Consider the following 11,995-nt stretch of genomic DNA (forward strand, 5'->3'; position numbering starts at 1 on the left):
CTCTACATCTGCCTATCGACGCAACTACGCTATGCGGAGAGCGAAGCCTAAGGAGGAGCGCGACATGCGAACCGTGTCGATTTTCAAGAATGGCAAGAGCCAGACCGTTCAACTGCCCGCTGACATGGCCTATGAAGGCATAAGAGAGCTGGAAATCACCCGAGACGGCGATGTGATTACCCTTCGTCCTGCTCGCCCGTCCTGGGAGTCATTCAAGGATTTACCCAAGGCAGACGACGACTTCCTGCAGGAGCGCCCCTCCGTCGTGAACAACGAGAACAGGTTCCCCTTGTGATGACCTATATGCTCGAAACCTGCACTTGCTTGTTCATTATGCGAGAACATCCGGTGAGGGTTATCCAGCGTTTGAGCGAAGAGGCCGAATCGGGAAACCGGAACGTCGTATCGGCCATCACCTACGCTGAAATGCGCTACGACCAGGTCGGCAAAAAGGCGTTGGCCAAACACAAGACCTTGGTGGACGAGTTCGTCAAACGACTCGATGACATCTTGCCGTGGGATCAACTCGCGGTAGACGCTGCGCTGACAATCATGAGCACTCTAAGGAGCGCGGGCACCCCCATCGAGTATAACGATACGGGGATCGCAGGGCACGCCATAGCATCCGGCGCCATTTTGGTGACCAATAACGTTCGAGAATTTGGCCGCGTCTAAGGCCTTGTGTATCAGGATTGGTGTCATCAACACCCGACGTGATCCGGGGTCGAGTGCAGCAATTGAGCAGCGTTTCCCTAGGCGAGCGGGGCATCGAGAAGATGACGATCGAACCCCGACTCGACAAGCATGCGCCAGGCGCACAGTACATCGCCAGGAATGGAGACCGGTGACTGATATCCGAGTTTGGGATAGTGCAGCATCCGATGAAGGTCACCCACCATCTCATCGATCAGCCCAAGCACCCCGATCTGGTTGGATACGTCATCGGGAAAGGCCGTAGCAGGGGCATCGATGGCAGCTGTCAACTCTGGCCACTGCACAGCGAGGGTATGCTTCACGCGTAAAACAGAATTCCGCTTGGTCACAAACGTTGCACGACGCACCCCGGGGAGGAGATCACGGGAAAAGCGGATATTCTCCGCGAAATTGGTTGCACGTCTTTCCAGCGTGATCTGCCCTGCGTCAACCCCCAGCGAGCGTGCTCGATCAAGGAACACATCGGCCTCGCTTCGCTCCCACAAATGACGTGTCCAGTTGCCAGTAGCCCCGGTTATCAACATACGAGGAGCGGTACCCGCTCTCATCAATGCACTGGCATGATCGCACACGCGCAGATCATAGGAACCACAGACAATGATGATATCCGAAGGCACCAGACAAGCCGGCTGGCCTTGAAGAAACGCCCAGAGCGTCTGAGCATCGCGCATTACCGGCGTCATCGGCGGCCCCCAACAGTATCGTAGACGTTGATCGATTCGCACCCTCACTTCGCATTCAGTCACGTCCCGCTAGGCTTTGTCCAAAGAAGTCCGAAAAATCGGCAAGTGATGGCTAGCCAAGGCAAAAATCGGTGAGGAAACGCAGTCTACAGGGTGGAAGCGAGCCGCCTGATCCGATTTTTAACGCCGTATTACCGAGCGCAGGCACTTTTCAGACAAGCCCTGGTGCCGCGAGTCTATCTCTACCCCGCTGTACCTATACCCCGCTAGCGCATCGCTTCGCCTTGCTCTGCCCTCCTACCTGACCGCGATCGCCTCGCGCATAAAGCGCAGTATCCACTCGGCCATCACGGCGTCGTCGATGCGCCCGGACAATGATGCCTGTCCCTGGCGCACCCGGGCGTCTCCCACCAGGCCCTGGCGCAGGTTCATCAAGTCACGGGAGTAGTCCGGGCGAAATTCCGGGTGCCCCTGAACCCCGAGGAAGCAGCGGCCCACCCGGATCAGGTAGTGGGGACAGAAGCCACTCCCCCCAAGCGTACAGGCGCCATCGGGCAGCACCTCCACCTGGTCCTGGTGACTGACCAGCAGGTCAAGCGCTTCCTGCCATGGCGTCATCCAGGGTTCGCGTTCGACTACCCGATTGTTGGACAGGCCAACCCCCCACCCCTTGGGGCTCTTGATGACCTCGCCGCCTAGCGCCTTGACGATCAACTGGTGGCCAAAGCAGATGCCCACCAGCGGCTTCTCGGCACGATAGAGATCGCGTACGAATCCCTCGAGACGATCGATCCAGTCATGGCCGTCGTTGACCCCAAACTTGGAACCGGTGGTCAGCCAGGCGTCCACCGCTTCGATATCCGTTGGAATCTCGCCATCCAGGCAGCGATAGACCTGCCACTCTAGCGTCACGCCAAGATCGTATGCCGCCGGCGCCAGCAACGCCTCGAACATGGCGGGATAGTTGCCATGGGCGGCGATCAGTTCAGGTGCCACGTCATCGCACTGCAGTAGACCGATTCGCATGATGTTCTCCATCACCAGTACTCCCTTGACGCTGGCCGGCCACCTTGCCAGAGAGCCGCCAGGGCTGTGTCATCGGGCGAGGCCGGCCGCTAGAGTCTGCCCTCAAGGGCCGCCAGAAAGACCCGACGGTAGTCCTCGGCCGTGAAGGCGATGGGGTTGGATCCCGCAGACGGGTCCACCACCGCCATTTCGGCGACCTTGTCGGCCTGTGAATCGTCGATACCGATAGCCGCCAGATCATGAGGAATCGCCAATCGTTCGCGCAGTTCCAGCACCCAATCGATGGCGCTGGCGGTGCTGGGCTGGCGCAGATCCAGATAGCGACACAGGCGGACCATGGGCTCGCCGATGGCGCGCTCGTTGGCCTTGAGCACATAGGGCATCAGGATGGCATTAAGGGTGCCGTGATGCGCGTCATAGAGCGCTCCCAGAGGATGCGCCAGGGCGTGCATTGCCCCCAGCCCTCGTTGAAAGGCCGTCGCCCCCATGCTGGAGGCCACCAGCATGTTAAGGCGGGCCTCCAGGTCATCGCCATGAGCATAGGCCCTCGGCAAGAAGTCTCGTACCCGCCGCATGCCTTCCACCGCGATGCCTTCCGCCATGGGGTGGTAGCCTGGCGCGCACCATGCTTCCAGGCAGTGGGACAGGGCATCCATACCGGTCGCTGCGGTCACCGCAGGAGGCAGTCCGACGGTCAGGGTCGGATCAAGGATCACCCGCGCCGGTACCATGCCAGGGTGAAAAATGATGCGTTTGACGTGCTCTGCCTCGTCGGTAATCACGGAGGCACGTCCCACTTCGGAGCCGGTGCCCGCGGTGGTAGGTACCGCTACCACCGGCACGATGGCCTTGGCATCGGCATTCTTCCAGTTGTCGCCGATGTCCTCCAGCGACCACAGCGACAGGCCGTCACGTTGATTGGCCATCAGGGCCACCGCCTTGGCGGCATCAAGCCCGGAACCGCCGCCGAAGGCGATCACGCCGTCATGCTCCCCCTCGCGAAAGGCATCCACGCCAGCGATGACATTGGCACCGGTCGGATTGCCCTTGATCTCGCTGAACAGCCCGACCCGGAGTCCTTCCGATCGACAGTGTTCAAGGGCATCCGCCACCATCGGCAGCGCCGCCAGTCCAGGGTCGGTCACCAGCAGCGGTGCATGCATGCCAAGCTCATGGCACTGTTGCGGCAGGTCTCGAATACGCCCCGCGCCGGTCAGGATCGAGGACGGATAATTCCAGCTGGTGGTAAAGCGGCTGATATCGCTCATGGTGACCTCAGGGATGCTTGAGATGGAAGGATTTGGGCCGGGTCAGGCTGTCAAAGCCCAGGCGCGATAGCGAGCAACCGCGTCCTGATAGCTTGACTCCCGTCCAGGCGAGCTCGGGATCCAGATAGTCGCAGCGGTTGACGAAGGCCGTACCGACGTCGAGGCGGGCCGCCAGTGCCTCACCGGCCTCCAGGTCGCGGGTAAAGATCGCGCCGGTCAGGCCAAAGGCGGAGTCATTCATCAGTGCAATGGCCTCGTCGTCGCTATCGACGGGCATGACGGCGACCACCGGGCCAAAGCTCTCCTCCTGCATCACCGCCATGGAGTGATCGACGTCCGTCAGCAGCTGCGGCGCCAGATAGGCACTACCTGGCCGAGACAGCGGGTAGTCGCCAGGATCGATCCAGGCACGTGCGCCGGCAGCGACCGCCGCTTCTACCTGGCCACGTACAAAATCCGCGGCAGCAGGTTTGACCACGGGCCCCAGGGTCGTGGCGGGGTCGGTGGGATTACCGAGCTTGAGCTGCTTCAGCCAGGCCACGGCGCGCGCGACGAAATCATCGAAGATGGCCCGCTCGACATAGATGCGTTCAATGCCACAGCAGCTCTGGCCTGAGTTGAAGAAGGCGCCATCCATGACACCATCCACTGCGCTGTCCAGGTCGACATCGCCACGCACGTAAGCCGCATCCTTGCCTCCCAGTTCCAGCGCTGTCGCAATGAAACGCCCCGCCGTTGCCTGCTCCACGGTGCGCCCACCCGCGACCGACCCGGTAAACGAGACGTGGGCAATGCGTGGATCTCCCATCACCTGCTCGGCGTCGGCGTGACTCATGTGCAGGAACTGAAAGACGCCCTCCTCGATACCCGCCTCCCGGGCGGCCTCCACCATGCGCTCTGCGCACAGCGGGGTCTGGGCCGAGTGCTTGAGGATCACCGCGTTTCCGGCAAGCAGCGCCGGGATCACCGCATTTACAGCCGTCATGTAGGGAAAGTTCCAGGGCGCCACGATCAGTGACACGCCGAGAGGTTCGCGGCGGATGTAGCGAGTAAACCCCGGCTTGTCGCCTAGCCTGAGGGGAGACAGCGCCCCAGGCGCCATCTCGATCATGGCCCTGGCACGTTCCTCGAAACCGCCGATTTCGCCTCCCGATTGAGCGATGGGCCGCCCCATCTGCCAGCAAAGCTCTTCCACGTGTTGATCGCGCCGGGAGATAAAGGCATCCACCATGGCGCTGGCCAGACGGCAGCGTTGTTCCACACTGACGTCACGCCAGCGCTTCTGGGCATCGGTCGCCAGGGCAAGGGTACGCTCGATATGCTCGGCATCGGCCTGCTCTCGTTCTACGTACACCGAGCCGTCCACCGGCGATAGGGTCTGTTGAATGGCCATGCGGTTCTCTCGTCAGTCGATGGGCGGGATGCCGGGCATCCGCGTCAAATGATTTCGAAATAGCGATCCAGCTCCCAATCGGTGATATGACGTCGGAACTCGCGCTCTTCCCATTCTCGGGTGGCCGCGAAGTGCTCGACGAAGTCGTCACCGAACAGCGCCCGCGCCGGGGCTGATCCCTTTAGCCGCTGCGCTGCGTCCCACAGTGTTCGAGGCAGCGCCTGATGCTCCGGGTGATCCAGTGTGTAGGCGTTACCAGTGACCGCCGTGTCGGGTTCAAGCTGCTGCTCGATCCCATAGAGGCCGGCGCCGACTGCCGCGGCAAGCGCCAGATAGGGATTGGCATCAGCGCTACCCAGGCGATATTCGACGCGCTGAGACTTGGCGCTGCCTGGAATGACCCTCAGCGCCGTCGTGCGGTTTTCCACCCCCCAGGTGGCGTCTGTCGGCGCCCAGAAACCAGGTATCAGGCGGGTGTAGCTATTGACGGTAGGCGCGAACATGGCCAGGAACTCTGGCATCAGGCGCTGCTGTCCGGCGACGAAATGACGCTGGATGGCACTCATGCCGTACTCGGCCTCACCGTCATAGAAGGCCGACTGGCCGTCATTCAGGTGGGTCATCGACAGGTGGATGTGCCCACTCTGCCCGGGATAGTCCGGCGACCACTTGGCCATGAAGGTGGCCATCAGGCCACGCCGCTGAGCCCAGACCTTGGTGAAGGTCTTGAACAACGCCGCCTTGTCACCGGCAGCCAGGGCTTCGTCGACGCCAATGGCCGCCTCCAGCACTCCTGGCCCGGTCTCGGTGTGCAGCCCCTCGATGGGGAAGTCCATGCGTTCCGACAAGGCCAATAACTCGTGATACAGCTCGGCGTGGACCGAACTTCTGAGCATCGAGTAGCCCATCATGTCGGGCGTCAGGGGACGCAGCTGACGAAAGCCCTTCTCGCGCACCGACTCAGGCGTCTCCTGGAACATGAAAAACTCATATTCGAGCGATCCATGCACCTTGAATCCCATGTCGGCGGCCCGGGCCAGCACTCGACGCAGCAGCCCGCGGGGACAGATCGCCTCGGCCCGCTCGGTGAATTCCGCCATGAACAGCAGCATGTCGCCCTCGAAGGGCACCTCGCGGCAGGTCTCCGGCAATAGCCTCAACTGGGCGTCGGGGTAACCGGTATGCCAGCCGGTAAAGCGCGTGTTGTCGTACAGCTCGTCCTTGCTGTCCCAGCCCAGCACGACATCACAGAAGGCAAAGCCCCCCTCCAGCGCGGCGAAGAACTTGTCACGCTGCATGTACTTGCCGACCATGACCCCGTCCAGGTCGAGAAAGCCGACTTTGACGTGGCTGAGGTTGCGCGCTTCGACCACGCGCCGAGCATCCTCTGCCGTGCGCACGTCCCTCGGGTTGAGTCCTGACATCGATCACCCTCCTCATGGGCGAAGGAATGAAGGGCCGGCCCGCAGGCCGGCCTGCACTGCCTCATATCAGCTGTAGCGATAGGGAGGGCCCGCCTGCTGCATGGTCTGGCGGTAGTCCTTGAGGATCTGCACCACCTTGGCATTGCGCTCGCTCTGGGCCGCAATCTCATCCCAGAACCCCAGCGCTTCATCCTCGATGGTCTGCCACTCTTCTTCCGGGATGGAGGTCAGTTCGAGCTTGCCACCCTTGGTGCGGTAGTGGGCTTCACCCCACCAGTACCAGTGCTGACGATAGTAATGAGAGCTGTCCATGCACATCCTGAACAGCGTCTTCAGGTGATCCGGGAGCTCGTTCCAGCGTTCGCTGTTGGCAAAGTAGGACCCCGCCCAGGCGCCCGAGATGTTGTTGGTCAGGTAGTAGCTGGAGACATCCGCCCAGCCCACGGTGTAAGCCTCGGTGATGCCCGCCCAGGCGATGCCATCAAGCTCGCGGGTCTGCATGGCGACCTCGATGTCTTCCCAGGGCAGGGTCACCGGCACCACCCCGAAGCGAGTCAGGAAGCGCCCGGCAGTGGGGAAGGTAAACACCCGCTTGCCCTCGAGGTCCTTGATGCTGCGAATGGGCTCTCGGGTGACGAAGTTGCAGGGATCCCAGCTGCCCGAGCCGAGCCAGGTCACGCCCTCGATCTCGCCGTAGGCCTCTTCCCAGATTTCCTTCAGACCGTAGTGGTTGAACAGGGTCGGTACATCCAGGCTGTAACGCGAGGCAAACGGGAAATAGCCGCCGAACACCGACACGTCCACCGGTGCATTGATCGAGTCATCATCGCTCTGCACGGCGTCGATGGTGCCTCTCTGCATGGCCCGGAACAGCTCCCCGGTGGGGACCAGCTGATCGGAAAAATACAGTTCGATTTCCATCTCGCCATTGGCGGCCTTGTTGAAGGCATCAATGGAAGGCTTGATGACATGCTCCGCCAGCGCTGGCCCCGCATAGGTCTGCAGACGCCAGCGTATCGGCGTCTTCGACTGGGCATGCACATAGGGCGCGGCAAGAGTGCCTGCGCCCACGGTAGCGGCGGTAGCGACACCGGCCTTTTTCAAGAAGTCGCGACGGTTGGTCATTGGATCTCTCCCTACTCTGTCGATTGTTGTGGTCAGGGGTGATGCCATCGGGTACTGCTGTGACTCATTGCACCTGTCGGTGTGTTGCCCGGCCTCCTGCCGTTTTTCGTGTCCTGTTTGTTGTCGATGTTGCGCTATCCTTCGCTCGCTCCGGCATCCGGCATCCGGCATCCGGCATCCGGCCTAACATGCCTTGTGGCGCACCTTCGTCGCCGCTGGCCGGTGCGCGATAGACCCTGGCAATGCAGGTCCGGTCGCTGCTTTCGCCCAGGCTCAGTAATCCCGGAACAGCTCGGGGAGCCACAGTGCGAGCTGGGGAAAGGCGGTAATCAGCGCCAGGCCCGCCAACATGATGGCGACAAACGGCCACACGCTCTTGTAGATATCCCCCAGGCTGATCTCCGGCGGTGCCATGGCCCGCATCAGGAACAGGTTGTAGCCGAAGGGCGGGGTCATGTAGGCGATCTGCACCGTGATCGTGTAGAGCACGCCATACCAGATCGGGTCGAAGCCAAGACTGATGACCAGCGGCACGTAAAGCGGGGCCACGATGACCAGCATGGCGGTGTCATCGAGAAACATGCCAAGCAGGATGTAGGACAGCTGCATCATCACCAGGATCTGCCAGGGGGTCAGGCCAAAGGCCTCGAGGAATACAGACTCGATGGCACGAACCGCGCCGAGACCATCAAACACCGCGCCAAAACACAAGGCCGCCAGGATGATCCACATGAACATGCAGGTGATGCCCAGCGAGCGGCGCACCGTGGTCTCGATGACGGCGCGATTCAAGCGTCCCTTGATCAGGGCAGCCAGAGTGGCCGACAGCGCCCCTACCGCAGCGCTTTCTACCAGGCTGGTCACTCCCATCACGAACAGGCCGGTCATGAAAAAGAAGATGGCCAATGGCATGATGCCGGCGCGCAACAGCTTCAACTTGTCAGCGGTGGAGAGGTTGCGTTCTTCCGGCGGCAGGGTCGGCCCCAGGCTCGGCTGCAAGCGACAGCGGATGACGATATAGGCCACGAACATGGCCGCCAGGATCAAGCCGGGTATCGCCCCGGCCAGCCATAGCTGGCTGACCGGCTGGCGCGCAATCATGCCGTAGAGCACCAGCACCACGCTGGGCGGTACCAATATGCCCAGCGAGCTGCCAGCCTGGATCACGCCGGTGACCATGACCTTGTCGTAGCCCCGTCGCAGCAGTTCCGGCAGGGCAATGGTGGCGCCGATGGCCATACCGGCCACACTCAGCCCATTCATCGCCGAGACCACCACCATCAGACCGATGGTGCCCACCGCCAGCCCCCCTCTCAGCCCCCCCATCCACACGTGGAACATCTCGTAGAGCTCGGAGGCGATGCCCGATTCCGACAGCATGTATCCCATGAAGATGAACAGCGGCAGGGTCAACAGCGGGTACCAGTTCATCAGCTGAATGGCGGCACTGAAGGGCATCTCCATGCCGCCGTCGCCCCACAGCACCAAGGCGGCTGCCGCGCCGACAAAGCCAATCACGCCGAACACCCGCTGTCCTGTCAGCAGCAGCAGCATCATGGAAGAGAACATGGTCAGGGCGATCATTTCGTAGCTCATCGGTCGCCCTCCCCGTCCTTGCGGTTCTTGCCTTCCCTGGCATCCTTCTCCCCTTCACTCTCCTCCAGCGGTCGCCCGAGCAGCACGGCGACATCCTTGAACAGGGTGGAAAGACACTGGGCCAGCATCAAGGCCACACCGACGGTCATGATGGTCTTGATGGGTGCCAGTGGCGGCGCCCAGGAGCTGTAATTGGTCTCGCCGTACTTGATCGCATAGCTGGTACTGGAGATGCCGCCAGCCAGTAGTGTGCCCAGAAACACCAGCAGCAACAGCATCGTCAGCACGTCACTCATGGCCTTGGCACGAGGGGACAGCCGGGTATAGAACAGATCCATGCGCACGTGGTCATCGAGCTGCATGGAATAGGCACCGCCCAGCAGAAAGTAGGCCACCATCAGAAACTGCGAGACCTCGACGCCCCACAGCAGCGGCCGGTCAAACAGCGTGCGCGAGAGCGAGGCATACAGCAGTACACCTATCATCACGAAGATCAGGTACATGACGATACGCCCGATGCGCCGGTTGAAGCGGTCGACGTAACGAACGTAGAGACGAATGGCTGCCGGCATGGGGTCTCCCGGACTCAAGAGGAATCTCATGAGTCTTGGTTCAGCCAGACCAACCTCGCCAGTTGCATCGACTTCAACGACACCCGCACTATCGAAGCTTTCGATATTGCCACCGCTTGGCGCATCGTGAGGACCTCGACGCACCAGGACGGATCACCCCGCGGGGAACGTCACGACGTCGTCGTGATCTGTGCGTCTACCCAGGGCAGCTCGGCTGCCAGGGTGCGGCGAAAGCCAGTGTCCAGCAAACGCCGTGCGTCACGGGCCAGCTGCCCAGGCAGGCCTCCCAGCTCATCCCGTCGCGCGACCAGCGTCAGCGTGCGGCTAAGCGGCGATAGGGGCAGCGGCTCGATCCGCACCCTGAGCTGGTCAAGACCCGCCTGGTACAGGCACAACGGCGTCGTCACGGTAAAGCCGACACCATCGCTGACCGCCTTGAGCAAGGCACAGGTATTGTCCAGATGAAGACGCGCCGGCAGCTCGACGCCAGACAGCCGCAGATGGCGCTCGATGCTCTGCCCGATCAATGACTGCGGGACATAGCGCACCAGATCGAGTTGACGCGATAGCCAGCGCAAATTGTCGGCAGGGCCTGACCAGTCGGCCGGAAGGACCAGCACGAAAGGCTCCACCAGCACGCTGTGGCGCTCCAGGCCGTCATAATTCTCGAGGCGATCATCCGAAATGATCACGTCCACATGTCGGGTCAGCAGTGAGTGACCATGCATGTGGGAGAGCCCCGTGGTCAGGGTATAGTCCCGGGTGTGTCGCCGGATAAGGTCGATCAAGGGCTTGCCCACGGCGGTGGCCAACGAGTCGACCAGTGCCAGCCGCATTTGATGCAGTTGGCCAAAGGCGCCGGAAATCAGCTCGCGGCGCGTATCCCTGGCTTCACTCAGCAGCCGTCTCGCCCGGTCATAGAAAAACCGCCCAGCGCTGGTCGGCTCCAAAGGACGTGAGCGACGCTCGAACAGCGTCAGTCCAAGGCTCTCTTCCAGGGTCGCCAGACAGTGGGATACCGAGGATTGGGTCAACCCCAGCGCTTCCGCGGCGGCACTCTGGCTGCCCCGTTCCAGCGTCTCGACGAAGATTTCCATACTGCGCAGATCGAAACCGAAGCCATTCTTCATGGCAACTCCTGAAGGGTTGTCTTGTTATTGTCCCTGTGACGCAGCGCCTGCCGTCATGCACCCCATCTTATCCTGCTCTTCACCGGCGGTGACGTCCAAAGGTGCCACTGCATGAAGGCCTGCCCCGACGAGCCGCTGCGAGGCGCGCCGCTCGGATGCCTGACCCGTGCAGCTCCCAACGGCTAAAATGTGCCGTATTGGAACTTGTGGGACGTCCATCAGTCTATCCTGACATCGCGAACAACAGGGATGTCCGATGAACCTCGCCACCAACGCCGGCTACGCGTCGCGCCCGTCTTCCGCCTGGACCGGTTGGGGACAGTGGATTGCACTGATCACCATGACCCTGGATCATGTCGCCCGCTACCTGGCCACTGATGCCTGGCATATGGGCTGGATCGATTCGAGTGTCGGTCGCATCGCCTTTCCCTTGTTCGCCGGCATGGTGGCCTGGCATGGTCTGTTCAACACCCGAGATCCCCTACGCTACGCCCGCAGAGTCATGGTTATCGGTCTGCTCGCCCAGCTTCCCTACCAGCTGATGCCACGTGAAGCGATCTTCCAGCTCAACATCTGCTTTACCCTGGCCCTTGGCCTGATGGCGGGTCACTGGCTCGAGCAACTGACCCGGCGCCAGGACGGCGGCGAACTGGGCTATCCACGCCTCGCCCTGGAGACCCTGGGCATTGCGCTGGCATGGTACTTCGCCGGCTTCTGGGTGGAGTACGGCCACCAGGGGCTGTTGCTGGTTCCCTTCTTCATGCTGGCGATCGGTCAGTTGCATCGCGCCGACGACGATATCCCATCGCGGCTGCTGGCCGTGGCAGGCTGCCTGCCGCTGCTGGCAGTGGCCGGCCTGATGAATTCCTCTGACATGGCGAAGTCGGTGACGGTAGCCACCGTGCTGCTGGTCCTGCTGCTGGCTGCCGGTGCCAGCCGCCTGGTCCGAGCCCCCTCTGTGACCATGCCGAGAAAGATGTGGCTGGCGTGGTATCCCGCTCACTTCGCGGTGATCGCGGCCATATTGCTGTGGAATGGCAATGCGCAGATCCTGTAGATCGCCA

The 11,995-nt window shown here is 61.8% G+C and carries 12 protein-coding genes; 3 read left to right on the forward strand and 9 right to left on the reverse strand.

All coding sequences use genetic code 11. From position 1 onward, the window contains the following. Positions 1 to 64 precede the first annotated feature (64 nt). Positions 65 to 295, forward strand: a complete 231-nt coding sequence (vapB, locus tag JF545_RS05185; RefSeq protein ID WP_206939942.1) for a type II toxin-antitoxin system VapB family antitoxin — start codon at positions 65 to 67, stop codon at positions 293 to 295. After that, positions 295 to 675 (forward strand): type II toxin-antitoxin system VapC family toxin, encoded by a 381-nt coding sequence (locus tag JF545_RS05190; RefSeq protein WP_242520697.1) that lies wholly within the window; start codon positions 295 to 297, stop codon positions 673 to 675. The genes vapB and JF545_RS05190 overlap by 1 nt, the downstream gene beginning before the upstream one ends. 77 nt (positions 676 to 752) lie before the next feature. On the opposite strand, the gene JF545_RS05195 is transcribed toward JF545_RS05190, so the two are convergent. The 9 genes from JF545_RS05195 to JF545_RS05235 all read right to left on the reverse strand — a co-directional run bounded on the left by JF545_RS05195 (position 753) and on the right by JF545_RS05235 (position 10,931). Further along, entirely contained in the window at positions 753 to 1,385 is a 633-nt protein-coding gene (locus tag JF545_RS05195; RefSeq protein ID WP_206939943.1) for a YdcF family protein, read from the reverse strand. 309 nt (positions 1,386 to 1,694) lie between these two features. After that, positions 1,695 to 2,423 (reverse strand): glutamine amidotransferase-related protein, encoded by a 729-nt coding sequence (locus JF545_RS05200; protein ID WP_206939945.1) that lies wholly within the window; start codon positions 2,421 to 2,423, stop codon positions 1,695 to 1,697. A gap of 89 nt (positions 2,424 to 2,512) precedes the next feature. Then, on the reverse strand, positions 2,513 to 3,691 hold the full coding sequence (locus JF545_RS05205; RefSeq protein ID WP_206939947.1) for an iron-containing alcohol dehydrogenase: 1,179 nt from the start codon (positions 3,689 to 3,691) through the stop codon (positions 2,513 to 2,515). Between the two features lie 7 nt (positions 3,692 to 3,698). Next, on the reverse strand, positions 3,699 to 5,084 hold the full coding sequence (locus JF545_RS05210) for an aldehyde dehydrogenase family protein (RefSeq protein WP_206939949.1): 1,386 nt from the start codon (positions 5,082 to 5,084) through the stop codon (positions 3,699 to 3,701). Positions 5,085 to 5,128: 44 nt separating this feature from the next. Next, on the reverse strand, positions 5,129 to 6,508 hold the full coding sequence (locus JF545_RS05215; protein WP_206939951.1) for a glutamine synthetase family protein: 1,380 nt from the start codon (positions 6,506 to 6,508) through the stop codon (positions 5,129 to 5,131). A 66-nt stretch (positions 6,509 to 6,574) separates the two neighbouring features. Further along, on the reverse strand, positions 6,575 to 7,633 hold the full coding sequence (locus tag JF545_RS05220) for a twin-arginine translocation signal domain-containing protein (RefSeq protein WP_206939953.1): 1,059 nt from the start codon (positions 7,631 to 7,633) through the stop codon (positions 6,575 to 6,577). 273 nt (positions 7,634 to 7,906) lie between these two features. Further along, positions 7,907 to 9,229, reverse strand: coding sequence for a TRAP transporter large permease (locus tag JF545_RS05225; protein ID WP_206939955.1), 1,323 nt, complete (start codon positions 9,227 to 9,229; stop codon positions 7,907 to 7,909). After that, positions 9,226 to 9,801 (reverse strand): TRAP transporter small permease subunit, encoded by a 576-nt coding sequence (locus tag JF545_RS05230; RefSeq protein ID WP_206939957.1) that lies wholly within the window; start codon positions 9,799 to 9,801, stop codon positions 9,226 to 9,228. Before JF545_RS05230 ends, JF545_RS05225 begins: the two co-directional genes overlap by 4 nt. Before the next feature lie 170 nt (positions 9,802 to 9,971). Next, positions 9,972 to 10,931 (reverse strand): LysR family transcriptional regulator, encoded by a 960-nt coding sequence (locus tag JF545_RS05235; protein WP_206939959.1) that lies wholly within the window; start codon positions 10,929 to 10,931, stop codon positions 9,972 to 9,974. Between the two features lie 256 nt (positions 10,932 to 11,187). Between JF545_RS05235 and JF545_RS05240 the strand changes: the two genes are divergently transcribed. After that, positions 11,188 to 11,988, forward strand: coding sequence for a TraX family protein (locus tag JF545_RS05240; RefSeq protein WP_206939961.1), 801 nt, complete (start codon positions 11,188 to 11,190; stop codon positions 11,986 to 11,988). Positions 11,989 to 11,995: the final 7 nt, after the last annotated feature.

It is taken from the genome of Halomonas litopenaei, assembly GCF_017303055.1.
GTDB lineage: Bacteria > Pseudomonadota > Gammaproteobacteria > Pseudomonadales > Halomonadaceae > Halomonas > Halomonas litopenaei_A.

Coding starts and splice junctions, on each gene's coding strand:
- vapB (WP_206939942.1), top strand. CDS start 65: ATGCGAACCGTGTCGATTTTCAAGAATGGCAAGAGCCAGACCGTTCAA.
- JF545_RS05190 (WP_242520697.1), top strand. CDS start 295: ATGACCTATATGCTCGAAACCTGCACTTGCTTGTTCATTATGCGAGAA.
- JF545_RS05195 (WP_206939943.1), bottom strand. CDS start 1,385: ATGCGCGATGCTCAGACGCTCTGGGCGTTTCTTCAAGGCCAGCCGGCT.
- JF545_RS05200 (WP_206939945.1), bottom strand. CDS start 2,423: ATGCGAATCGGTCTACTGCAGTGCGATGACGTGGCACCTGAACTGATC.
- JF545_RS05205 (WP_206939947.1), bottom strand. CDS start 3,691: ATGAGCGATATCAGCCGCTTTACCACCAGCTGGAATTATCCGTCCTCG.
- JF545_RS05210 (WP_206939949.1), bottom strand. CDS start 5,084: ATGGCCATTCAACAGACCCTATCGCCGGTGGACGGCTCGGTGTACGTA.
- JF545_RS05215 (WP_206939951.1), bottom strand. CDS start 6,508: ATGTCAGGACTCAACCCGAGGGACGTGCGCACGGCAGAGGATGCTCGG.
- JF545_RS05220 (WP_206939953.1), bottom strand. CDS start 7,633: ATGACCAACCGTCGCGACTTCTTGAAAAAGGCCGGTGTCGCTACCGCC.
- JF545_RS05225 (WP_206939955.1), bottom strand. CDS start 9,229: ATGAGCTACGAAATGATCGCCCTGACCATGTTCTCTTCCATGATGCTG.
- JF545_RS05230 (WP_206939957.1), bottom strand. CDS start 9,801: ATGCCGGCAGCCATTCGTCTCTACGTTCGTTACGTCGACCGCTTCAAC.
- JF545_RS05235 (WP_206939959.1), bottom strand. CDS start 10,931: ATGAAGAATGGCTTCGGTTTCGATCTGCGCAGTATGGAAATCTTCGTC.
- JF545_RS05240 (WP_206939961.1), top strand. CDS start 11,188: ATGAACCTCGCCACCAACGCCGGCTACGCGTCGCGCCCGTCTTCCGCC.